Origin of the sequence: Xanthomarina sp. F2636L (genome assembly GCF_026410195.1) — a bacterium.
Classification (GTDB): Bacteria; Bacteroidota; Bacteroidia; order Flavobacteriales; family Flavobacteriaceae; genus Xanthomarina.
This window is the reverse complement of record NZ_JAPMLM010000069.1, coordinates 64715-89535: the sequence shown is the minus strand read 5'-3', so window position 1 is coordinate 89535 and position 24821 is coordinate 64715. Positions and strand designations below refer to the sequence as shown.

Below are 24821 nucleotides of genomic sequence, written 5' to 3'. Positions count from 1 at the left end.
AAGCCAACATAATTGTTGGCTTTTTAATTCTAAAAACTTCCTGAGGAAGTTACCAAATTCTAACTCTATTTTCAGGAGCGATATACATACTATCACCTTCTTTAATATTAAATGCTTCATAGAACGCATCAACATTTAATAAAGGTTGTACAGCACGATTCATTCCAGGAGAATGTGGATCTGTTTTTATTCTGGTTTTCAAAGCGTCATCACGCATTTTTATTCTCCAAACAGTTGCCCAACTCATAAAAAATCGTTGTTCAGCAGTAAACCCATCAATGTCTTCAGGTCTTCCATTTTCTTTAAAGTCTAATTGTAAAGCATCGTACGCTGCAAGTACTCCACCTAAATCTCCAATATTTTCTCCTAAAGTAAACTTCCCATTAATATATACATCTGGCAACACTTCAATAGCACTATATTGATCTGCTAATTGTGCCCCTAAAGCTTCAAATTGCTCTAAATCTTTATCTGTCCACCAATTGTTTAAGTTTCCATCTTTATCGAAACGTGAGCCAGAATCGTCAAAACTATGAGAAATTTCATGTCCAATTACAGCTCCAATTCCACCATAATTAACAGCATCATCTGCTTGGTAATTATAGAATGGGGGTTGTAAAATTGCTGCAGGGAATACAATTTCATTATATGAAGGATTAAAATAAGCATTGACTGTTTGAGGTGCCATATACCACTCGCTTTTATCAACTGGTTTGCCTAATTTTTCAATATCTTTATTAAAATTCCATGCACGAGCATTTAATGAGTTTTGAAGATAAGACCCACCGTTTTCAACACTTTCGATCTCTAAATCCGAATAGTCTTTCCATTTATCTGGATACGCTATTTTTATAGATGTAGCTTGTAATTTTTCAATGGCTTTTTGCTTTGTTTCTGGGCTCATCCATTCTAAATCATTAATACGGTGTTCAAAAGCTAAAATAACATTTCTAATCATTTTTTCGGCTTTAACTTTTGCTTCAGGTGGGAACATTTTATCTACATAAAGCTTCCCTAAAGCTTCACCAATAGTTCCGTTTAGAGCTCCTAAGGCACGTTCATCTCTTGGACGCTGTGCTTTTGCTCCGTTTAATTCACGACCATAAAACTCCCAGCTTGCTGTTTCTAAATCTGTGCTTAGTTTTCCGGCTGCGCCATTAAAAGCATTCCAACGTAAATAAGCTTTCCAGTCGTCTACATCACCGTCTGCCAATACTTCTTGCAAACGATTGAAATAATTTAAATCGCCTACAATAACTGTATCCAATTCTTTAACACCTATGCCTTCAATATAATTTCTCCAATTTACTGCTGGCACCATTTTCTGCACCTCTTCTATAGATCTTGGGTTATAACGTTTTCTTGCGTCACGTCTATCTACTTTATCCATTTTAGCTTCAGCTAAACGCGTTTCAAAAGCTAAAATTTGTTTAGCTTCAGCACTAGCATCAGCTTCTGTTTCACCCAAATACTGTAGCATTCCAGTAATATAATTAACGTACTTTTCACGCTTTTCTTTAGAATCAGCATCATCTTTTACATAGTAATCACGATCTGGCAAACCTGTACTACCTCCTCCTAAATAAGCGACATTACGATTAGAGTCTTTTGGATCTGAACCTACTCCAAAACCATATAGGCCACCTCCTCCTTGAGGTTCCATTTCTATCATATAGGCTTGTAAGTCGTCAATGTTTTTTATAGCATCAATCTTAGCTAAAGTAGGTTTTATAGGATCCATACCTTGCTTATCACGACCAATAGTATCCATGATTGTTTGGTAAAGGAAAACAGCTTTTTCTTGGTCTGAACCAGGTAAAACCTGTATTTTAGAAATATCCTTATTATCAGACATTGCTGCTTCAAGAATACTTAAAGCATCAGCATCTGTTTTTTTACGAAGTTCATTAAAACTTCCCCAGACTGATTGATCATCTGGAATTTCAGTTGTCTTTAGCCAGGTTCCATTGACGTAATTAAAAAAATCTTGACTTGGTGCCACTGAAGTATCCATGAAATCCACATTAATTCCAGGTACTTTCTCTACTTCTACTTGTGCCATGTCTTTTTTTGAATCATCTTTACAAGCGACAATGCCTGCAAAAGCTACAACACTATATAGCGATAGCTTTAAAAATTTTCTGTTCATAGGGTTTAGGTTGAATTTTTAAGTGTGAAATTTACTAATAATTAAGAGTAATATATTTAGGTGAATTAAAGATTAACAAAACCTTAAGAATTAAGGTTTTGTAATTTTTTGGGATTCTCTTTCTATCTTTTTATTCATTTGAAGATTTAAATTAGAAAAAGAGACTAAGACCTCTTTGATGGTAAGCATGATATTTTCTGGACTTTCGTTCGAAAGATTTACTACACTTTCTAGTTTGTACAATTTTGTTTCTAAAGCAATAAGCCTAGACATTGTGGCTGGAGAATTTACTTTGTCTGGAATGGATTGCTTTAAATCGTTTATTAAAGCTTCTAGAATTTCATGATTGTCTTTAAAATACGTTAAATCGGCTTGTTTTATATTTAAAATAACCCCGTTTAACTCATTATATTTAATCCAGTTTTTTGTTAATACTTTAACCTTAGAATCTAACAAGTATTCTGTGTAGTTTAACTTCTTAATCTCTTGTTTGGAAAGTGTTGGCAAAGGCACTTCTTGTTCTTTTGTTTCTTCATTACCCATTCCGCATGAAAACAAACAAGTTATCAAGAAAAAATTAAATACTAATTTCATATAATTTTATATTGAATAGCAAATATATAGATTTCATGTTTTCACATCCTATTGTTTAGCAATTGTTTAATAAATAAGGTGCTTTTTTAAGTTAATTTTATAAGTCTTCAGCAAAAATCTTGTTATTTTTGAATATTATAAAACCTTCAATAATATGACTCCTAAAATATTAATTATTGGTGCTTGTGGCCAAATAGGATCCGAATTAACACATAAGTTAAGAAGCATCCACGGAAAAGATAATGTAATTGCCAGCGATATAAGTTATACTAATCTAGATATAGTAAATTCTGGAACTTTCGAGATTTTAGACGCTCAAGATTACACATCTGTAAAAGTTTGTATAGATAAACACGAGATAAATACAGTATATTTAATGGCAGCCATGTTGAGCGCAACTGGAGAAAAATATCCTATGAAAGCTTGGGATTTAAATATGGAGTCTTTGTTTCACGTTTTAAATTTAGCCAAAGAAGGTTTTATTAAAAAATTATTTTGGCCTTCAAGTATTGCTGTTTTTGGACCCACAACACCCAAAGAACAGACCCCACAATACACCATTATGGAACCTTCTACAGTCTACGGAATGACCAAACAAGTTGGAGAACGTTGGTGCGAATATTATAATAAACAGTACGGCGTAGACGTAAGAAGTATTCGTTACCCAGGAATAATAAGTTGGAAAACAATGCCTGGTGGAGGCACTACAGATTACGCTGTTGAAATTTACCATAAAGCCATAGCTGAAAAAACATACGAGTGTTTTTTATCTGAAGACACAGAGCTTCCAATGATGTTTATGGACGATGCCATTAAAGCAACTATAGATATTATGGATGCCAAACCTGAAAACATAAAAATTAGATCATCCTACAACCTGTCAGCATTAAGTTTTACTCCTAAAGACATAACTCAATCTATACAAAAACACCTTCCAGAGTTTACAATAACTTATAATCCAGATTTTAGACAAAAAATTGCTGATACTTGGCCAAACAGCATAGACGATTCTAAAGCTCGTGTGGACTGGAATTGGGAACACAGCTTTTCTTTAGATGATATTACTTCTGAAATGCTTACCAATCTTGAAAAAAAGGTACTTCAAAAAAATTAGACCTTTAATCTATAAGCAATTTAATATTGTAGCTTTTAGACTAGAACATATTTGTGGTTCACAAAAAAAGAAATTAACATAAGTTTCTTATAACCAGAAAGAAACAAAACAACAATCGTACTAGCGAGCTTATTTGAGTTCGCTTTTTTTGTTAAACATCTTTACCAAGTCCTAATAAGCAATCTTAGAAAAGTGCTTTATTTTAAATTTATATGATTCTAATTATATATTTTTAGACCCAACATATCCCCTAATAAACCAAAATCCCCATGAAAAAAAATTACTTATTTCTATTATTCTTAATAGCTTTTTCTTTTAATTCTTATTCTCAAATCACAGCTTCAGAAGATTATTCTTATGAAGTAAGTGAGCCTTACGAAGTTATCGATGGTTATAAAAAATACTTTGTACATCAAGACAAAATGGTCTCCATAAAAATGAGAAAGAAATCTATCTACATTCAACAATTTGATACAAAATCGCTCAAAGAATTGATTAGAAAAGAATACGATGAGAAAGATATTCTTCCAGATAATTATCATCCAGAAGGGATGAAACAACTTCAGAATAAAATTTACTTTTTTTATTCGTCTTGGTCAGGAAGAAAAACGCAACGTGAACGCTTATATTATTTAACTATAGATGTAAATACGGCTAAAATTATTGGCGAACCAGTACAAGTTGCCGATGTAGAAGGCAAACTTGCTGGTTCCTTTTTAACGCTTGTATCTGTTATGGGAATCCCCTTTTCTATGGCAACCGTTGATAAATTTGATATTTTAACTTCAGAAGATTCAACTAAAATATTAATTCAATACCGAAAAAAACCTGAAGTAAAAAGAGACACTAAAAGTCATGATATTATTGGCGTAAATGTATATAATTCTGATATGACTCCAATTTGGAACAAAGAATTTAAAATGCCCTATACAGAAAGAAGAATGGATTTATTAGACTTTGCTGTAGATAATGAGGGCAGAGGTTATATACTTTCTAAAGTTTTTAAGGATGATAGTAATGAAGATAAAAAGAAAAAAAGAGACGAACAAGCTAACTATCATATTGAACTTTTTAGATTATTACAAGGTCAGAGCGACATAGCCAAAACAAAAATAGAATTGGATGGTATTTTTATAAACGGAATAAGTCTTTTTGAATCTAAAAACAATCAATTATTTTGTGCAAGCTATTATAATAAAGGATTATTAAAAGGAAATTTTATTAGTAAAAAGCATAATAAAAGCAGTGCTGATGGGATTGTAATTTTTAAGCTATCCAAAGAAGGTGAGGTTTTAAAAACCTATACTCAAGAAATTCCTCTAGAAGTAATAAACATGTACATAAGCGATAGAGCTAAAGAAAAAAACAAAGACAAGGAGGAAGAAGGCGAAGCAGAATTACAAAACATGGTCTTGAGAGACTTAATTATCCATAACGATGGAAGTCTAACAATGGTAGGCGAACAATATTTTATGGTTGAGCATCGCACACAAAAATCTGTTTATTATACATACCATTACTACAATATTTTAATAACAAAAATTAATCCGGATGGGACTTTGGCTTGGATGAATAAAATCCCTAAAAAACAAATTGGAAAAAAAGGTATAGGAGGCATGTCTTATACCTATTTAAGCACTTCAAGCTATCATTATCTTTTGTTTTTAGACAACGTAAAAAACATGGAATTACCTAAAAATGAATTCCCACATAAACACAGCGATGGAAAAGGTGGTTATTTTACATCTTATAAAATAAATGATGTTAGTGGCGAAGTAACTAAAGGTAGCGTATTTGACACACGAAATTTAACTGAAGATTTTAATGCACATCAATTTTCCACAAATCGAGTAATAAAAATATCCGATTCGGCATTTATCGTTGAAGTATACAAAAAGAAAAAAGAGGATGTTCTTGTTAAAATAAGTGTAAAATAAAATAATATACAAATACGTAATTCTACGTATGTTATTACAACTTAAGTTATACTACATTAGCCATATAATTATTTAAAACTATAATCATGAACAAAATATTATTTATTGCATTCTTACTTTCCAGTACTATTGTATTTTCTCAAAAATCTAAGGTTGAAGAAGGAGATTGGAAAAACTTAAAAGACATTTCTGCTTACAATTTAGAGTTTGATTACTCAAACCTTGAAATTCCTAAATACGATTCTGAAGAAGAATTTTTAAAAGACAAAATGGCTAAACGTGACGAAAAAGAGCCTGGAACTGGAGAACAGTTTAAAGCATCTTGGTTTGCAGACAGAGCAGACCGTTACGAACCAAAGTTTATTGAGTCTTTTAATAAGCGTTTTGACGATGACGAAGTTAAAGTGGATAAGGATTTAGCTGACGCTGAATACACCATGAAAATTCATACCACTTTTATGTATGCTGGATATAATGTTGGTATAAAAAGACAAAATTCTAAAATAGATGCAGTTATTTCAGTTTACAAAAACGACAATCCAGACACAGTTATATTTTCGGTAAAATACACAAAAGCTGAAGGTAGTGGTGCCATGGGTTACGATTATGATTCTGGCTACAGAATCTCAGAAGCTTATGCTAAATTAGCAAAAACTCTAGCTAAAGACATAAGCAAAAGAGCTAAGTAATTAGCACATTAAAATTTAAAAAAAGCGAGCCTAATTGGACTCGCTTTTTTCATTTCCCATTTCTATTAAATGAGCTAAAGTCTTAACTATTCTGTCGTGTTTTTTTACAAACGGATTAGTTTGATCCCAAACATACCCAGCCAAAACAGCACAAATTTGTCTTTTAACTTCTAAGTTTTCTGGTCTGTGAAAAAACAAGGTTTGTAAATTTCCTGTGTACCATTCCTTAACATAGGTCGCAAAAACGGCCACTCCAGATTTTATATAATCAGAATAATCTGTTTCCCAATCCACTTTTTCGCCTTTTAATTCCCTAGAAATCAATTTAGCAGATAGCAGAGCAGATTCTGTAGCAAAAGTAACTCCCGAAGAAAATACTGGGTCTAAAAACTCGGCACTGTTTCCTGTTAAAGCAAAACCTTTTCCATATAAATGTTTTACAGATTTTGAATAGTTTTTTATATTAATTGGTTCGAATAAAAAATCGACATCTTTAAATCTATCATAATAATAATCAGACAGTTTTAACATTTCTTGCATTCTTTCGGTCGTGCTACCTTTAAAAGTATCCATGTATTTTGTTTTACTAACAAAACCCAAACTGGTATTTCCATTAGAAAACGGAATAACCCAAAACCAAGTATCTTTATCCAGAACATCAAAAGTAATTAGCGTGCCTTCTTCACCTTCTGCTCTGTTCACATCTTTTACATGAGTGAAAAGTGACGAATGGTCTGGCAAAGCCGAAGGTTTATCTAAATCTAATAACCTTGGCAATACACGTCCGTAACCACTAGAATCTATAATATACTTGGCACGAATAGCATAAGAGTTTCCATGTTCATCTTTTACCGTTGTTCTAGAAGTACCATCTGCAGCAATGTCAACATCAATTACTTCATGGTTGAAAGACACATCCACACCATTTTTAATTATTTCTTTGGCCAAAATATCATCAAAATCGGCTCTTGGCACTTGCCATGTCCAATCCCAACCTTCCGTATGTTTATCACCAAAATCGAAATTACAAACAATGTCTCCTCTTAAAAAACGAGCGCCTGGTTTCAATTCAAAATTAGCAGCTTTTAAGCAGTCCAAAAGGTCAACCTCATCAAAATGATCCATACATCTGGGTAATAAACTTTCCCCTATTACAAATCTAGGAAACACGCTTTTTTCAACAACCTTAATATTATAGCCTTGTTTATTCAAGTAAGCTGCTGCAACACAGCCAGATGGCCCTGCGCCTATGATTAAAACATCAACATGCATATCGTTCATGGTCTTTGTAGTATTAATTCATTAATTATTATAAATTTGCAATCCAAAATAACTACTTTAGTTTAAGTTATTAAAATTTTAATTATAAAATTACTGAATAAATTATAGATGCTAACATTTAACGGGACATTAGGAATAGAAGATTTTTATAAAGTTATTTTTGAAGGTAGCCAAATACAAATTGATAATCAGGTATATAAAACTGTAGAAAATAGTTTTAATTTCCTAAAAAAATTCTCAGAAGATAAAGTAATATATGGTGTTAACACAGGTTTTGGACCCATGGCACAATATAAAATTAAAGATTCTGAACGTATTCAATTGCAATATAATTTAATTAGAAGTCACGCTTCTGGAACCGGGCAACCCATTGCTCCTATGTATGTGAAAGCAGCTATGCTTGCAAGGTTAAACACCTTGTCTTTAGGAAATTCTGGAGTCCATGTTTCTGTTATCGAATTAATGACAGAACTAATAAATAAAGATATAACCCCATTAATATACGAACATGGTGGTGTAGGTGCTAGTGGAGATTTAGTACAATTAGCGCATTTGGCACTAGTATTAATTGGTGAAGGTGAAGTTTTTTATAAAGGTGAAAGAAAAGCTACACAAGAGGTGTTTAAAACCTTAGACTTAAAACCTATTTCTGTAGAATTACGTGAAGGTTTAGCTTTAATGAATGGCACTTCAGTTATGACAGGGATTGGAATAGTAAACGCTATTTACTCAAGACAATTATTGGGTTGGATGACTTCTGCATCGGCCGCCATAAACGAAATTGTAAAAGCATACGACGACCATCTTTCCTACGAATTAAATCAATCTAAAAGACATGCTGGACAACGCAACATTGCCGAAGCCATGCGTGAACATTTAAAAGACAGTCAACTTACCAGAAAAAGAGAGCATCATTTATACTCTAAAAACGATAACGTTTCTATTTTTGAAGACAAAGTTCAAGAATATTATTCTTTGCGTTGTGTGCCACAAATTTTAGGCCCTGTAATAGACACCCTTAACAACGTTGAGAATATTTTAATTGAAGAAGTAAATTCTGCCAACGACAACCCGATAGTTAATGTAGAAAAAAAACACGTCTATCATGGAGGAAATTTTCATGGAGATTATGTCTCTTTAGAAATGGACAAACTTAAAATAGTTGTTACCAAATTAAGTATGCTTTCTGAAAGACAACTTAACTACTTACTTAATTCAAGCCTTAACAATATGCTTCCACCATTTGTTAACCTTGGGAAATTAGGTTTAAACTTTGGAATGCAAGGCGTTCAATTTACGGCTACTTCTACAACTGCTGAAAATCAGACACTTTCCAACCCAATGTATATACACAGTATTCCTAACAATAACGACAATCAAGATATTGTTAGTATGGGAACAAATGCTGCCCTGATTACTAAAAAAGTCATTGAAAATGCCTATGAAGTTTTGGCTATTGAACTAATCACCATTGTACAAGCAATTGAGTATCTTCAAGTTCAAGACAAAGTCTCTTCAAAAACTAAAAAAATGTACGATGAAATTAGAAATTTAGTTCCTATCTTTACAGAAGACGTTATTATGTATCCTTATGTTAACCTTGTTAAAGATTATATCATTAACAATAAAACATAAAATCAAATTATAAATTATGAAAACTAAATTACTATTATTCGGACTGCTTTTTTTAAGCATAAATATTCACGCTCAGGAATTAGCTCTTGCTAATCAAAGTGGTAAATACGGATATATAACTAAAACAGGAGACTGGCAAATAGAACCCAAATTTAAAGTAGCTAAAAATTTCTCGGAAGATTTAGCTGAAGCTTCTAACGATGGAAAAACCTGGGGTTTTATAAACCGTAAAGGCGAATGGGTCATTCAACCTGCTTTCGATAAAACCAAAGAATTTAACTCTGGTATTGCTGTTGTTTTAAAAGACAAAGAGTGGTTTTATATTAATACCAAAGGAGAGCCTACTCTTACAAATGTTTCAACGGAAAAATTATACGATTTTAAGAATGGCTTTGCCATAATAAGACAAGAAGATCAAGTTGGTTTTATTAATACTAAAGGTGAAGTTGTTGTTCCAACAAAATTTAAAAAAGTTTTCAACTTTGAAAATGGTTATGCCAAAGTTCTGGAGAATGAAAAATGGGGATTAATCGATCCTTCTGGAAACTATTTAGTAAAAACAGAATACGACGGAGTTAGTAATTATTACGATGGAAATATAGTCGCACAACTTGGTGATAGCCATGGCCTTATTATTAACAAGGAGTTTAAAATTGTTTCTGGAGCAGAAAAGATTTGGGATTTTTCTAATAATTCTGAATATACTTATGCCAAGAAAGGAGACAAAATGGGCTATATCAATAAAAATGGAGAATGGATTATAGAACCTACTTACGATAAAGCTCGGGCTTTTATTAATGGATTAGCTCCTGTAATGAAAGATAAAAAATGGGGTTATATTAATACCAAAGGAGACGTTATAATAATGTTTCAGTATAAAGATGCTGAAATATTTAGCGAAGATGGGTTAGCGCCTGTAAAATCTTCAAAATCATGGGGTTTCATAAATACCGAAGGACAATTGGTTATCGAAGAAAAATACGACATAACTGCTGGAGGATTTTCAATCTTTCAAAAAAATAATCTTAAAGGATTTAAAGATGGTTTAGCAAGAGTGAAAGAAAAGAAGTCTTGGACTTATATTAATACCAAAGGCGAAGCTCTTAAAGACTTGTGGTTCGATAATTTAGAATTATTTAATTAATATCTAGATTAACATAAAAAAATAAACGCATGAAATGTGCCCTAATAACAGGTGGTTCTAGAGGGATTGGGAAAGCTATTTGCAAACAACTAGCCAAAGATACAGACTACCATATATTAATAAATTATAACAATAACAAAGCTGCAGCTCTTGAAACATTAGAAGATGTTAAAGCTGAAGGAAACACAGGAGACATTCTTCAATTTAATGTTTCAGATGCCGATCAAGTTAAATCAGTACTTGATACTTGGCAAGATAATAACAAAGATGCCACCATTGAAGTAATTGTAAATAATGCTGGAATTACCAAGGATGGTCTATTTATGTGGATGCCTCAAAGCGATTGGCAGGACGTTATTAATACATCATTAAATGGATTTTTCAACGTTACCAACCATCTTATTCAAAAGATGTTACGTAACAGATATGGTCGTATCATAAATGTGGCTTCAGTTTCTGGTGTAAAAGGGACAGCAGGTCAAACAAATTATTCAGCTGCAAAAGGCGCTTTGGTTGCTGCAACAAAAGCTTTAGCTCAAGAGGTTGCAAAACGTAAAATAACGGTTAACGCCGTAGCACCAGGTTTTATTAAATCGGATATGACTGCCGAGCTAAATGAAGCCGAATTAAAAAACTTAATCCCAATCAACAGATTTGGGGAACCAGAAGAAGTAGCTTATGCTGTGTCGTTTTTAGCTTCAAAAAAAGCTTCATATATTACCGGCGAAGTTATTAATATCAATGGAGGAATTTATTCGTAAATTACATTAGAGGATGAGGAGAGTTGTGATATCAGGAATGGGAATTTATTCTTGTATTGGAGAAAATTTAGAAGAAGTAAAAGAATCTTTATACAAAGGCAAATCAGGTATAGCTATAGATCCCGAGCGTGTAGAATACGGTTACCGTTCACCTTTAACAGGTATTGTTAAATCGCCTAATTTAAAAAAATTACTTTCTAGAAGACAACGTATTAGTCTTGGAGAAGAAGGTGAATATGCCTACATCGCCACATTAGAAGCTCTAAAGAATGCTAATATTTCTCAGGAATTTTTAGACACTCACGAGTTTGGAATCTTATATGGAAATGATAGTACAGCTAAATCTATCATAGAATCTAACGATATTATTAGAGATAAAAAAGATACTACTTTGGTTGGTTCCGGAGCAATTTTTAGAGGCATGAATTCTTCAGTTACCATGAATCTTTCAACCATTTTTAAATTAAAAGGCATCAATTTTACTATAAGCGCTGCCTGTGCTAGTGGATCTCATTCTATTGGAATGGCTTACCAGTTAATTAAAAGTGGATTACAAGATTATGTAATATGTGGAGGAGCTCAAGAAATAAACAAATTAGCCATGGGAAGTTTTGATGGCTTAGGTGTATTTTCTACAAATATTGAAAATCCGCATCAAGCTTCACGCCCTTTCGATATAAATAGAGATGGTTTGGTACCAAGTGGCGGAGCAGCCACTCTAATTCTTGAAACTTATGAGTCTGCTGTGGCAAGAGGCGCAACTATTTATGGAGAAGTTTTGGGTTATGGGTTTTCTTCTAATGGAGACCATATTTCAACACCTAATGTAGATGGTCCTGCAAGAGCTATGAAAATGGCAATTAAACAAGCCGAACTAAATGCTTCCGATATAGAATATGTTAATGCTCATGCTACTTCCACACCTGTTGGAGACGCCAATGAAGCCAAAGCTATTTTTGAGGTTTTTGGAGAAAACGGACCTTATGTAAGCTCTACCAAATCCATGACTGGACATGAGTGTTGGATGGCTGGCGCAAGCGAAGTTTTATACTCCGTTCTTATGATGCAAAACAATTTTATTGCACCAAATATTAATTTAGAAGCTCCAGATGAGGCAGCATCAAAATTAAATTTAGTTAACAAAACGTTAAATAAAAAATTTGATGTATTTTTGTCGAATTCATTTGGATTTGGAGGGACAAATTCAGCCTTAATAATTAAAAAATAATAGTGTGGTAATGAATAAAGAGGTTATTATTGAAAAAATAAACGACTTTCTTATCGACGAGTTTGAAGTTGAAAGTGAAGATATATCGCCAGAAGCTAATTTAAAAGAAACGCTAGAGTTAGATAGTTTAGATTTTGTAGATCTTGTGGTTGCAGTAGAATCTAATTTTGGGGTTAAATTAGTGGGTGAAGATTTTGTAAATGTAAAATCCTTAAGTGATTTCTATACGCTTATTGAGAATAAATTGGTCTAAATACTAGACCTTACAATATATGGCTGCAGAATGGCAAGGTAAATCCAAAGGAACCGTTCTAGGATATAAAATCTTCGTGTTTTTTATGAAGAAGGTTGGAATGGATGCTGCCTATTTTATATTGTATTTTGTAGCTACTTATTTCTGCTTGTTTTCTAAAGATAGTAACAAATCCATTTATTACTATTTAAGACATCGTTTAAAGTATTCTAAAACTAAAAGTCTTATTAATATCTTTAAAAGCTATTATGTTTTTGGACAAACCATTCTAGATAAAATTGCTATTTCTTCAAACCTAAGTCATAAATTCACATACGAGTCAGATGGGGTTCATTTAATAACTGACACTCTAAAGCAAAAAAAAGGAGGCATTTTAATAAGTGCTCATGTTGGGAATTTTGAAATTTCTGAATATTTTTTTGGCGAACTTGAAGAAAATGCATCCATCAGCCTTCTTACCACAGACATAGAACATACCAACATTAAAGCGTATCTAGATAGTGTAAAAAAGAAATCTAATATCAACTTAATAATTATAAAAGATGATCTTTCGCATATTTTTGAAGTCAATGCCGCTTTAGCAAGAAACGAAATTGTTTGTATAACAGGAGATCGCTATTTTAAAGGTTCCAAGTTCTTAACCGAAGAACTTCTAGGTAAGGAAGCCAAATTTCCAGCAGGTCCTTTTATGCTAGCTTCCAGACTTAATGTACCTGTATTGTTTGTTTATGTTATGAAAGAAACTAATAAGCATTATCATTTATATGCTAGAAAATCTGAAGCAAAACATCGAGATGCTCAAGGTTTATTAAAAGAATATACAGAGAGTGTTACTTGGATGCTTAAGAAACACCCTTTACAATGGTTTAATTATTTCGATTTTTGGAATGCCCTAAAATAATAACATCAAATGAAAGAAGTTTTAGTTATACATTACTCTCAATCTGGACAATTAACAGACATTATAAATAACATCGTCTCGCCATTTAAAACGGACGAAACAAACCTGACATTTCTTAATATTGAAATGGAAACCCCCTTTCCTTTTCCTTGGAATAAAAAACAGTTTTACGGCGTATTTCCTGAAACATTCCTTCAAATTCCAGAAAAAACTAAACCTGTTCCTAAAAACACTCTCAATAAAAAATACGACTTAATAATATTTGGTTTTTCAATATGGTACTTAACCCCATCTTTGCCAACCACTTCTTTTTTACATTCTCCTGATGCAAAAAAACTGTTTGCCAACACTCCTGTAGTAACAGTAATTGGTTGCAGAAATATGTGGATTATGGCTCAGGAAAAAATGAAGAAAAGACTTCAGGAACTCCAAGCTAATTTAGTTGGAAACATTGTATTGGCAGATAGACATATCAATCATATTAGCGTAATAACCATTGCCCAATGGATGTTCTCTGGAAAAAAAGAACGTTTTTTAGGTATCTTCCCTAAACCAGGAATTGCCCAAAAAGATATTGATGCCTCCGTAAGGTTTGGTCCAATCATAAAAAAGCATCTTTTAATAAATAATTACACTACCTTACAACAAGATTTATTAGCAGCAAATGCCTTAAAAATAAAACCGTTTTTAATAACGGTAGATAAACGTGCTAATATTATATTCTCAAAATGGGCAAGTCTAATTCGTTCTAAAGGCGAAAAAAATAGCACAAAACGACAGTTATTCGTTAATATGTTTAATTATTATCTTTTATTTGCTATATGGGTTATGGCTCCAATTGTATTTATCTTATTTTTGTTGACTTATTTGCCCATGTACGGAAGACTGAAAAAGCAAAAAGCATATTATTCATCTGTGGCATTAAAATAGAAGGTGTAAAAAATGAAGGAAGTTTATATTACTAAAATATCAAAGTTTTTACCTAATCGTCCTATTAGTAACGACGAAATGGAGGATAAATTAGGAATAATCGATGGGAAAGCCTCAAAGGGAAGACGTATCGTTTTACGCAATAATCAAATAAAAACTAGATATTATGCTATTGATGATGATGGTAACATTACTCATAACAATGCACAATTAACAAAAGAAGCCGTTGTAAAACTATACGACGACAACTTAAAACCAGATGATATTGAGTTATTATCATGTGGAACATCAAGTCCAGATCAAATCCTGCCATCTCATGCAGCCATGGTTCATGGTTTCTTAAAAAATGGAAATACTGAAATAAATTCACCTTCTGGAGCGTGTTGTTCTGGAATGAACGCTTTAAAATACGGATTCTTAGCCGTCAAATCTGGACAAACAAATAATGCTGTTTGCACAGGTTCTGAACGTACGTCTTCCTGGATGAAATCGGATACATTTGAAGACGAGTTAAAACACTTAAATACTCTTGAAGACAATCCAATATTAGCTTTTAATAAAGACTTTTTACGTTGGATGCTTTCGGATGGGGCTGGAGCTTTCTTACTAGAAAACAAACCTAACGGAGATCTTCCTCTTAAGATTGAATGGATGGAAGGCTACTCTTATGCTTACGAATTAGACGCTTGTATGTACGCCGGAGCAGACAAATTAGACTCTGGCTTTTTAAAACCATGGAGCGAATACCCATCAGAAGAATGGAGTAAAAAATCACTTTTCGCCATGAAACAAGATGTTAAACTTTTAGGCGAAAATATACTTGTAAAAGGTGTTGATAGCTTAAAAATGGCCATCGAAAAACACGGAGTAAAACCTGAAGACATAAACTATTATTTGCCTCATATTTCCTCATATTACTTTAAAGAAAAACTATATGAAGAAATGGTAAAACAAGGCGTAGAAATTCCTTGGGAAAACTGGTTTATAAATTTAACCAATGTTGGAAATGTTGGAGCAGCTTCTATCTACATCATGTTAGAAGAATTAAAAGAGTCAGGAAAACTAAAAAAAGGAGATAAAATCTTACTTTCTGTTCCTGAAAGTGCGCGTTTTGCATATTCATATTCGCTTTTAACCGTTTGTTAAAATGATACAACAACAGTTGCCAATTACAGATATTTCTCATCTCATTCCACAAAAATCACCTTTTGTAATGGTAGATTGTTTATTAGATTTCTCTGAAAACAAAGTAGTATCTTCATTTAAGGTATCAGAAAACAATCTGCTTTTAAAAAACAATACCTTATTAGAATCTGGGCTTATAGAAAACATGGCACAAACTGTGGCTTTACACACAGGTTACGATTTTTTTCTTAAAAATGAAATCCCTCCGACAGGTTATATTGGTTCTATAAAAAAGGTTGAAATTTTAAAACTACCTAAACTAAACGATATCATTACGACCAAAGTAGATATTTTACATGAGTTTAATGGCGTTACCATGGTTGCTGTAAAAGTATTTAATGCATCTAATGAAGAAATAGCCTCTGGCGAAATGAAAACTGTTATTGCTAACTAATGAATTTTCACGAATTAGACATAAAGAAATTTCTGCCTCATAGACCTCCTTTTTTAATGGTGGATCATGTATTGACTATTGACGATGAACATGTTTCAACTTCCTTCACCATAAAACCTGAATGTATTTTTAACGATCAAGGTGTTTTTAACGAAGCTGGAATGATAGAAAATGCTGCACAAACCTGTTCGTCTATAGTTGGAAAAAGTTATTTCGACGAAGGAGATTTAGAGGGTACATCTACAAAACTAATTGGTTTTATTAGCGCTATTAAAAAAATAACAATTAATTCTTGTGCAGAAGTTGGAGCGACCATAACAACTAAAGCCTATATAAAATCACGTCTTAATACAGACCAATTTACCATGTGTGCTATTGATTGTTTTATCTCTGAAAACGGTAAAGAATTATTATCTTGTGAAATAAATTTGGTGATTCAGGAACTGAAATAAATTCGACATGAAAAAAGATGAAGTCCCACAAGATAAAAGTAATTTAGAGACTGCCAATTTTAAAGAATTGTGCTATGCTGTAGATGAAAATGGCGAATATACAACCGTTAATAGTTCTGGTTGGGATCCAAAAACCATTGCCCTAAACAAAGCTATTGAAGATATTAACGAACGGGTTGAAGATGCTAAAAAGCGTGTTCTAAGTAATCAAACAAGTCCTATTGAATATTATATGGAGCTGCATAAAATGGATCTTGCAATTTTAGCTAGTTACGTCGGACTATGGAAATGGCGAGTAAAAAGGCATTTCAAACCAAGAGTATTCAATACATTATCCAACAATATCTTACAGAAATATGCGGATACGTTCGACATAAGTCTCGAACAATTAAAAAATATCACCCTTCATGAAAATTGAATTTACACATCATCAATCTGCACATTGCGAAAACGGTGTGATTTCTAATTTAATGAAGCATCATGGCTATAATATAAGCGAACCCTTGGCTTTTGGTATTGGTTCTGGTTTACTATTTTGCTACATTCCATTTTTAATGGTCAACCATGCTCCTGCTTTTACGTATAGAGCATTACCTGGAATAATCTTTAAGCGTTTTGCCAAACGTGTTGGCATAAAAATTAAGCGTGAAAAGTTTAAAAATCCACAACAGGCAAAACTAAGATTAGACGAAAACTTAAAGAATAGTAACCCCGTTGGACTTCAAGTTGGTGTTTATAATTTAGTTTATTTCCCAGATGAATATCGATTTCATTTTAATGCGCATAATTTAGTGGTTTACGGAAAAGAAGACGACACCTATTTAATTAGCGATCCTGTTATGGAAACTGTAACAACGCTAAACGATAAACAATTAGAAAAAGTACGTTTTGCAAAAGGAGCTTTTGCGCCAAAAGGACATATATATTATCCCGTTCACTTTCCTAAAGAATTAGATTTAGAGAAAGCCATTGTAAAAGGCATTAAACACACCTGCAAAGATATGTTGGCTCCAATTCCTGTTTTAGGTGTAAAAGGAATTAGACATACAGCCAGACTTATTAGAAAATGGCCCAAAAAGAAAGGTATTAAAAAAGCCAATCATTATTTAGGACAAATTGTTAGAATGCAGGAAGAGATTGGAACTGGCGGAGGTGGTTTTAGATATATTTTTGCTGCTTTCTTACAAGAGTCTAGTACAATTATAAATAAACCTGCCCTTTCTGAACTCTCTAAAGAAATGACTGCTATTGGCGATTTATGGCGAGATTTTGCCGTAGATGCTTCTAGAATTTATAAAAACAGAAGTGCCAAAGAAGATGCATATAATAACGTGGCCACACAATTAGAAGTTATTGCAGATAAAGAAGAAGTATTCTTTAAAAAATTAAAGAAAGCTATAAAATAAGATGATTAACATTGAGCACATTTCTAAAAAATATAAAAATGCAGATAATTATTCCTTGTCTGACTTAAACCTGCTCATTCATGAAAAAGAAATTTTTGGTTTATTAGGCCCAAATGGTGCAGGAAAAACCACACTTATTTCAATTTTATGTTCTCTAATTAAACCTACGTCTGGCTCTTTTTCTATAGCTAACTTAACGTATCAAAAAAACAAGAACCAACTTAAACAGCTTATTGGAATAGTTCCTCAGGAATATGCTTTATACCCGTCGTTAACAGCTTTTGAGAATTTAAAATACTTCGGCAGCATGTATGGTTTAAAAGGAAAATCCTTAGAAAACGACATCCATAAGCATTTGGAACATTTAGGACTTTTAGCTTTCGCACATAAAAAAATCGACACATTTTCCGGAGGTATGAAGCGTCGTGTTAATTTAATTGCAAGTATCCTTCATAATCCAAAAGTCTTATTTTTAGACGAACCAACGGTTGGGGTAGATGTACAATCAAAAAACGTGATTATCGAATTCCTTCAGGAGTTAAATAAAAATGGCACCACCATTATTTATACCTCGCATCACCTAAACGAAGCCGAAACTTTTTGCTCTAGAGTTGCCATTATTGATCACGGAAAACTGATTATAAAAGGAAAACCACAAGAATTAATTGACCAAAGTGAAGGTTCTCACAATTTAGAAGATGTATTTATAAGTTTAACCGGAAAAGCCTTAAGAGATCATGCATAAATTAATGGCTTCAGCATATAAAGAATTTTTATTGCTCATTCGCGATATTGGAGGTATTGCCATACTTTTTATCATGCCACTGGTGCTTATAGTTACTATTACATTAATTCAAGATAGCACCTTTAAAACTATTAGCGACGCTAAGATACCTATCTTAATAGTAAATAATGATCATGGAAATGTCTCTGAAACCATATTAAATGGGTTAAAAGATTCTAACACATTTGAAATTATTCTAAAAGACACAGAAGAGATAGCCAAAGATCTTGTCTTTAAAGGGGAATATCAATTAGCCATTATTATTCCTGAAAATCTAACTTCTGGATTAGAACAAAAAGTATCTCAAAACGTCGATGGAATTATTGCTAAATTTGGCTTAGAGGAAGAAACAGATTCTTCTTCTAACACTATTATACAAAGTAAAGAAGTCAAATTATATTTTGATCCAGCTACGCAAATAACCTTTAAAAGTTCGGTTAAAAATGGCATTGATAAAATGGTTTCAAAAATAGAAACACAATCTATTTACAAAGCCTTCCAAGAGCAAATAACCGATGATCCAACAGAAGCCATTTTTGAAACCGAAAATTTTATCACTTTCAAAGAAATTCTTCCTAAAGAAAACAATAAAGAACTTATTCCTAATTCGGTTCAACACAATGTACCAGCCTGGACTTTGTTTGCCATCTTTTTTATAATTGTACCACTTTCAATCAATATTGTTAAAGAAAAAAGTCAAGGCACGTTTGTTAGATTACGAACTAATCCCGTGTCTTACGCCACTGTTTTAGGAGGAAAAACCCTTATTTATTTAGTGGTTTGCCTCATTCAATTTGTTCTAATGTTAATGATAGGTGTATATTTATTTCCTGCTATTGGTTTGCCAACTTTAGATATTTCAGGCAGATTACCTTTACTTTTTATAGTTGCAATTTTTGCTGGCTTAGCAGCCATTGGTTTAGGTTTATTATTAGGCACTATTGCAAAAACTCAAGAACAATCGGCTCCTTTTGGCGCTACCTTTGTTGTTATTTTAGCTGCTCTTGGTGGGGTTTGGGTTCCTGTTTTTATCATGCCTAAATTTATGCAAACACTCTCCAATATTTCGCCAATGAATTGGGGCTTAAATGCTTTTTACGATGTATTTTTGCGTCATGGTTCATTATTAGATATATTACCAGAAATCAGCTTATTATTCCTGTTTTTTATTGCAACCACATTAATTGCCATAGTTTATAATGAAAAGAAAAACACCGTTTAACCCAAAAGAAATCACCCATACAAGTCAGGTACGTGTACGCTTTGTGGAAACAGATCCATTAGGGATTGTTTGGCATGGCAACTACATTCAGTATTTTGAAGATGGTCGAGAAGCTTTTGGCAGACATCATGGAATTTCTTATTTAGATCAAAAAGAATTTGGCTTTGCTACTCCCATTGTAAAATCGAGTACAGATCACAAGCTGCCTTTACGTTATGGAGATATTGCAACTATTAAAACTATTTATGTAGATAGTCTGGCTGCTAAGATGGTATTTCGTTATGAAATTTATAACCAAAACGACCAATTGGTTTGCACGGGCGAAACTATTCAAGTATTTGTAGATAAAATTGGGGAAGGCGATTTATGGCTAACTCTTCCATCGTTCTTTAAGGATTGGAAGAAAAACGTAGGTTTATTGGATGAGTAACGCTTACGTGTCATATAATAATATTGTTTCATCACTTGGTTTTTCTAGTGAAACCGTTGTAGAAAACATTCGCAACGAAGTTTCAGGTTTAAAATTAATTGATAATCCTCAAGTACTTCCAGAACCTTTTTATTCGGCTTTAATTGATTCTAAAGAACTAGAAAATAAGTTTCAAAAACTTCAACCAAACAAAGAATATACTCGTTTAGAAAAAATGATGATTTCTTCTTTAAATGAAGTCATTCAAAAATCAAACATTCCATTAAACAAACGTGTTGGTTTAATTATTTCAACCACCAAAGGCAATGTTGATGCTTTAGATAAAAACAATCTATTTTCTAAAGAACGTGCTCATTTAAGTGAATTAGGAAAAAGCATCAAAGAATTTTTTGGATTTAAAAATGAGGCTATTGTTGTTTCAAATGCCTGCGTTTCTGGCATTTTAGCAGTGGCCATTGCAAAAAGATATCTTCAACAAAACACGTACGATCATGTATTTATTGTAAGTGGCGATGTGGTAACCGAATTTATACTTTCTGGTTTCAATTCATTTCAAGCCTTAAGCCATAAACCTTGTAAGCCTTACGATAAAAACAGAACAGGAATCAATATTGGCGAAGTAGCTGCAAGTGCTTTAATCACTAATAATTCTGAAAATCTTTCAAAAGAAGCAGTCGAAATCCTTGGTGAAGGTTCTTGTAACGACGCCAATCATATTTCTGGACCATCACGAACTGGCGAAGGTTTGTATAGAAGTATAAAATCGGCTTTAGAGCAAGCAAAATTATCAGCAAGAGATGTCGATTTTATTTCTGCTCATGGTACTGCTACCTTGTTTAACGACGAGATGGAAGCTATAGCAATCAATAGATTAGATTTACAAGATACCCCATTAAATAGTTTAAAAGGTTATTTCGGACATACCTTAGGAGCTTCCGGATTATTGGAAACTATAATCGGAATGCATTCATTAAATAACAACACACTTTATGCGTCGAAAGGCTTTGAAACCTTAGGAGTTTCTAAACCTATCAATGTGATTAAAAAAACTACATCAAAAGAATTAAATACTTTTTTAAAAACAGCCTCAGGTTTTGGAGGTTGTAATACTGCCATCATATTTAAAAAATTAACACATTAAAGTTATGTCTAAAAACCCTATTAAAGCTATAGATGCCATTCAAGAAGCACAAAAAATTGCTTTTGCTCCTTTTGTATTTCAGGCCGTTGTTTCATTACGAAAACTTGGAATTTTCGATCTTATTTTCGAAAGAAGAAAAAAAGGAGGTATCTCAATAGAAGATATCGCAAAAGAATTATCTCTTAGCGTTTATGGTGTAGGTGTTTTATTAGAAATTGCTGAAAGCTCTAATATAGTATCTAAAGACGAAAGCAATCTTTACGAAGTAACAACTATTGGTTATTATTTAAATTCTCATAAAACCGTAGATGTCAACATCAACTTTACACAAGAAGTTTGCTATAAGGGCTTGTTTCATTTAGAAGAAGCAATTAAAACTGGAAAACCTTCAGGCTTGAAGGAATTGGGAGATTGGAATACCATTTACGAAGGTCTATCAAAATTAACACCTGAAGTGCAAAAATCTTGGTTTGAATTTGATCATCATTATTCAGATGATGTATTTCAAGAAGCTCTAGAAACTGTTTTTAGAAACAATCCTAAAACTATTTACGACGTTGGTGCAAACACAGGGAAATTCACCATTAGTGGAAGTAAACACAACGATTCTGTTTCCATAAAAATGGTCGATTTACCAGGGCAATTAAAAATTGCACTTGAAAATGTAGCCGAAGCTGGTTTTGCAGATAGAGTTACTCATCATGAAATAGATTGGCTATCTGAAAACCCGAAATTGCCAAAAGGAGCAGATACCATTTGGATGAGTCAGTTTTTAGACTGCTTTTCAGAAGATGAAATTCTAACCATTTTAAAAGCCTGTGCAGCTGCAGTAAATGATGATGGTGAAATCCTTATTATGGAGACATTTACAGATCGTCAACGTTTTGATAATGCTAAGTTTATTCTTGAAGCAACCTCACTTTATTTTACGGTTATGGCAAATGGAAACTCTAAAATGTATCCAGCCAAAGTATTCATGAAGCTTATAGATCTAGCAGGATTAGAGCTAAAAGAAGATATTGCTGTTGGAGAATATCACACCATTCTAGTTTGTAAAAAAAAGTAATTACTAATGAATACTAATTATAACATATCATCTTATTGCCATATAAAGAATCAACAAGTGTCTTTAAATGGATCTGTTATATTTAGTGAAGAATCCTTAGAATTTTCAGAGTTTATTAAAGCTGCTTATAAAGCTCTGAATACAAAGTATCCTAAGTTTTTCAAAATGGATAATTTAAGTAAGTTGGCATTTTTAGCGGCAGATATTTTACTTAAAAATGAACAAATAGATTCAGAAAAAGAGAATGACATCGCTTTGGTGTTTTCTAATAGTGCATCCAGTTTAGATACAGATTTAACCCACCAAAAAGCCATTCAAGATAAAGATAATTATTTTCCAAGTCCAGCTGTTTTTGTATACACCCTACCAAATATTTGTTTAGGAGAGATAAGTATTAAATATAAGCTCTATACTGAGAATAGTTTTTTTATCTTTGAACGTTTTAATGCCGAAAATTTAATGACCTACTCAAACAGTTTGTTAGAAACAAATAAAGCAAAATCAGTGCTTTGTGGATGGGTGGAGTTAGAAGGTGAAAATTACGAAGCCTTTTTATATTTGGTTTCAAATGAAGGCACAATTAAACACAATAAACAGAATATAATAACACTTTATAATACATAATATGGAAGCTTTAAAACAAGAATTAAAAGAGAACATTATCGAGCAATTAAACCTTGAAGACATGTCTGTAGAGGACATTGCTGACGATGATATGCTGTTTGGAGATGGTTTAGCCTTAGATTCAATTGACGCTTTAGAATTAATTGTAATGCTAGATAAAAACTATGGTATCAAATTAACAGATCCGAAAGAAGGGCGTACTATTTTTGAATCCATCAATACCATGGCTGCTTATATTACCGAACATAGATCTAAATAAGCAATTGCTGCACAAGCAGGAATCTGAAATATATGAGTAAAGGAGTTGCAATTACCGGAATGGGAATTATATCTGCCATTGGAAACAATGTTGCAGAAAATTTTCAGTCGCTTGTGGAAGCTAGAAAAGGAATTTCAAGAATTTCCAAAATAGATACCATCCATAAAGATGATATTATGGTGGGTGAAATTGCTTATTCCAATCTAGAATTAGAAGAGCTTTTAGGTTTAACTCCAGAAAATAATTATTCCAGAACTGGCTTAATTGGTGCCATCGCCGCTAAAGAAGCTATTAAAAATGCTGGAATTAAAGATATTAATAAATACCTAACAGGTATCGTTTCTGCAACTAGTGTTGGAGGTATGGATATGACCGAGCAGCATTACTACGAGTATCTTGAAAGTGATACAAACCGAAGGTATATTGCTAGTCACCATGCTGGAGATTCCACTCAAAAAATAGCAGAGCAATTAGGCATAGATAAAGGTTTAGTAACTACAATAAGTACGGCTTGTTCCTCGGGCGCCAATGCCATAATGCTAGGAGCCAGGCTTATTAAATCGGGACAATTGGATCGTGTTATTGTTGGAGGCTCAGATTGTATGTCTAAATTTACTATCAACGGTTTTAAAACCTTGATGATACTTTCAGACACATACAACACACCTTTCGACGAGAATAGAAAAGGTCTCAATCTGGGAGAAGCTGCTGCTTTCTTGGTTTTAGAATCTGATACTGTTATAAAAGCTGAAAACAAAACCGTTTTAGGCTATGTAAAAGGTTATGGTAATGCGAATGATGCCTTTCATCAAACAGCTTCTTCAGATCATGGAGATGGAGCTACTTTGGCTATGGAAAAAGCACTAAAGATTGCCGATTTCAGCGCTAAAGACATTGATTATATAAACGCTCATGGAACGGCTACTGGAAACAACGATTTATCTGAAGGCCGAGCCATAATTCGTGTTTTTGGAGAAGAAAACATCCCTGAATTTAGTTCCACAAAAGCTTATACAGGTCATACTTTAGCAGCAGCTGGAGCTATTGAAGCTGTATATTCTATTTTAGCATTGCAAAATAATGTGATTTTTCCGAATTTGAATTTTAAAACTCAGATGAAAGAATTTAATATCACACCACAATTGAAACTTAAAGAAAAAACCTTGAAAACAGTCATGTCTAATTCCTTCGGGTTTGGAGGAAATTGTTCCACAGTTATTTTTTCAAAAGAGCAATAATTGA

General features: G+C 32.9%; 26 protein-coding genes. 23 read left to right on the top strand and 3 right to left on the bottom strand.

Translation table 11 applies throughout. The annotated features are described in order from the left end of the window. Positions 1-49: 49 nt before the first annotated feature. Both OS191_RS11600 and OS191_RS11595 read right to left on the bottom strand, forming a co-directional pair. Positions 50-2149, bottom strand: a complete 2100-nt coding sequence (locus OS191_RS11600) for a M13 family metallopeptidase (RefSeq protein WP_267155875.1) — start codon at positions 2147-2149, stop codon at positions 50-52. 90 nt (positions 2150-2239) lie between these two features. Then, complete coding sequence (locus tag OS191_RS11595) at positions 2240-2743, bottom strand: hypothetical protein (RefSeq protein WP_267155874.1); 504 nt, start codon at positions 2741-2743, stop codon at positions 2240-2242. Positions 2744-2897: 154 nt separating this feature from the next. On the opposite strand from OS191_RS11595, the gene OS191_RS11590 reads away from it, so the two are divergent. The 3 genes from OS191_RS11590 to OS191_RS11580 all read left to right on the top strand — a co-directional run bounded on the left by OS191_RS11590 (position 2898) and on the right by OS191_RS11580 (position 6483). Continuing rightward, the gene (locus OS191_RS11590; protein ID WP_267155873.1) at positions 2898-3857 is read left to right on the top strand and encodes an NAD-dependent epimerase/dehydratase family protein; all 960 of its coding nucleotides are present in this window, start codon (positions 2898-2900) and stop codon (positions 3855-3857) included. Positions 3858-4126: 269 nt separating this feature from the next. Beyond that, positions 4127-5794 (top strand): hypothetical protein, encoded by a 1668-nt coding sequence (locus OS191_RS11585; RefSeq protein WP_267155872.1) that lies wholly within the window; start codon positions 4127-4129, stop codon positions 5792-5794. Between the two features lie 86 nt (positions 5795-5880). Continuing rightward, on the top strand, positions 5881-6483 hold the full coding sequence (locus OS191_RS11580; protein WP_267155871.1) for a hypothetical protein: 603 nt from the start codon (positions 5881-5883) through the stop codon (positions 6481-6483). A 30-nt stretch (positions 6484-6513) separates the two neighbouring features. On the opposite strand, the gene OS191_RS11575 is transcribed toward OS191_RS11580, so the two are convergent. Beyond that, positions 6514-7764, bottom strand: a complete 1251-nt coding sequence (locus tag OS191_RS11575; RefSeq protein ID WP_267155870.1) for an NAD(P)/FAD-dependent oxidoreductase — start codon at positions 7762-7764, stop codon at positions 6514-6516. A gap of 108 nt (positions 7765-7872) precedes the next feature. On the opposite strand from OS191_RS11575, the gene flxA reads away from it, so the two are divergent. Genes flxA through OS191_RS11475 form a run of 20 tightly spaced genes read left to right on the top strand, consistent with a single transcriptional unit; the run spans position 7873 to position 24817 of the window. Beyond that, positions 7873-9399, top strand: coding sequence for a flexirubin biosynthesis tyrosine ammonia-lyase FlxA (gene flxA, locus OS191_RS11570; protein WP_267155869.1), 1527 nt, complete (start codon positions 7873-7875; stop codon positions 9397-9399). Between the two features lie 16 nt (positions 9400-9415). Beyond that, the gene (locus OS191_RS11565) at positions 9416-10543 is read left to right on the top strand and encodes a WG repeat-containing protein (protein ID WP_267155868.1); all 1128 of its coding nucleotides are present in this window, start codon (positions 9416-9418) and stop codon (positions 10541-10543) included. A 29-nt stretch (positions 10544-10572) separates the two neighbouring features. Then, entirely contained in the window at positions 10573-11304 is a 732-nt protein-coding gene (gene flxB, locus OS191_RS11560) for a flexirubin biosynthesis SDR family reductase FlxB (protein WP_267155867.1), read from the top strand. Between the two features lie 13 nt (positions 11305-11317). Then, the gene (locus tag OS191_RS11555) at positions 11318-12532 is read left to right on the top strand and encodes a beta-ketoacyl-[acyl-carrier-protein] synthase family protein (RefSeq protein ID WP_267155866.1); all 1215 of its coding nucleotides are present in this window, start codon (positions 11318-11320) and stop codon (positions 12530-12532) included. Positions 12533-12542: 10 nt separating this feature from the next. Beyond that, a complete protein-coding gene (locus OS191_RS11550) occupies positions 12543-12785 on the top strand; it encodes an acyl carrier protein (RefSeq protein ID WP_267155865.1) in 243 nt (80 codons plus the stop codon). Between the two features lie 19 nt (positions 12786-12804). After that, positions 12805-13686 carry a lysophospholipid acyltransferase family protein gene (locus OS191_RS11545; RefSeq protein ID WP_267155864.1) on the top strand — a complete coding sequence of 294 codons (882 nt, stop codon included), beginning with the start codon at positions 12805-12807 and terminating at the stop codon, positions 13684-13686. A 9-nt stretch (positions 13687-13695) separates the two neighbouring features. Beyond that, positions 13696-14616, top strand: a complete 921-nt coding sequence (locus OS191_RS11540) for a dialkylrecorsinol condensing enzyme DarA (protein WP_267155863.1) — start codon at positions 13696-13698, stop codon at positions 14614-14616. 12 nt (positions 14617-14628) lie between these two features. Beyond that, positions 14629-15762, top strand: a complete 1134-nt coding sequence (gene darB / locus OS191_RS11535; RefSeq protein ID WP_267155862.1) for a dialkylresorcinol biosynthesis protein DarB — start codon at positions 14629-14631, stop codon at positions 15760-15762. 1 nt (position 15763) lies between these two features. Continuing rightward, a complete protein-coding gene (locus OS191_RS11530) occupies positions 15764-16195 on the top strand; it encodes a hotdog family protein (RefSeq protein WP_267155861.1) in 432 nt (143 codons plus the stop codon). Beyond that, on the top strand, positions 16195-16647 hold the full coding sequence (locus tag OS191_RS11525; protein ID WP_267155860.1) for a hotdog family protein: 453 nt from the start codon (positions 16195-16197) through the stop codon (positions 16645-16647). Before OS191_RS11530 ends, OS191_RS11525 begins: the two co-directional genes overlap by 1 nt. Positions 16648-16654: 7 nt before the next feature. Continuing rightward, positions 16655-17065 carry a flexirubin biosynthesis protein DarG gene (gene darG, locus OS191_RS11520; protein ID WP_267155859.1) on the top strand — a complete coding sequence of 137 codons (411 nt, stop codon included), beginning with the start codon at positions 16655-16657 and terminating at the stop codon, positions 17063-17065. Further along, complete coding sequence (gene darH / locus OS191_RS11515; protein ID WP_267155858.1) at positions 17055-18053, top strand: BtrH-related acyltransferase DarH; 999 nt, start codon at positions 17055-17057, stop codon at positions 18051-18053. Before darG ends, darH begins: the two co-directional genes overlap by 11 nt. 1 nt (position 18054) lies before the next feature. After that, a complete protein-coding gene (locus tag OS191_RS11510) occupies positions 18055-18798 on the top strand; it encodes an ABC transporter ATP-binding protein (protein ID WP_267155857.1) in 744 nt (247 codons plus the stop codon). After that, entirely contained in the window at positions 18791-20059 is a 1269-nt protein-coding gene (locus tag OS191_RS11505) for an ABC transporter permease (protein ID WP_267155856.1), read from the top strand. Before OS191_RS11510 ends, OS191_RS11505 begins: the two co-directional genes overlap by 8 nt. Then, positions 20037-20489 (top strand): acyl-CoA thioesterase, encoded by a 453-nt coding sequence (locus tag OS191_RS11500; protein ID WP_267155855.1) that lies wholly within the window; start codon positions 20037-20039, stop codon positions 20487-20489. Before OS191_RS11505 ends, OS191_RS11500 begins: the two co-directional genes overlap by 23 nt. Then, positions 20482-21630 carry a beta-ketoacyl-[acyl-carrier-protein] synthase family protein gene (locus OS191_RS11495; RefSeq protein ID WP_267155854.1) on the top strand — a complete coding sequence of 383 codons (1149 nt, stop codon included), beginning with the start codon at positions 20482-20484 and terminating at the stop codon, positions 21628-21630. Before OS191_RS11500 ends, OS191_RS11495 begins: the two co-directional genes overlap by 8 nt. Before the next feature lie 4 nt (positions 21631-21634). Next, the gene (locus tag OS191_RS11490; RefSeq protein ID WP_267155853.1) at positions 21635-22696 is read left to right on the top strand and encodes a methyltransferase; all 1062 of its coding nucleotides are present in this window, start codon (positions 21635-21637) and stop codon (positions 22694-22696) included. A gap of 6 nt (positions 22697-22702) precedes the next feature. Next, the gene (locus OS191_RS11485; protein ID WP_267155852.1) at positions 22703-23320 is read left to right on the top strand and encodes a 3-oxoacyl-ACP synthase; all 618 of its coding nucleotides are present in this window, start codon (positions 22703-22705) and stop codon (positions 23318-23320) included. Position 23321: 1 nt separating this feature from the next. Beyond that, positions 23322-23579 (top strand): ApeE family acyl carrier protein, encoded by a 258-nt coding sequence (gene apeE / locus OS191_RS11480; protein ID WP_267155851.1) that lies wholly within the window; start codon positions 23322-23324, stop codon positions 23577-23579. Between the two features lie 32 nt (positions 23580-23611). Next, complete coding sequence (locus tag OS191_RS11475; RefSeq protein WP_267155850.1) at positions 23612-24817, top strand: beta-ketoacyl-[acyl-carrier-protein] synthase family protein; 1206 nt, start codon at positions 23612-23614, stop codon at positions 24815-24817. The last annotated feature ends 4 nt before the right edge of the window (positions 24818-24821 follow it).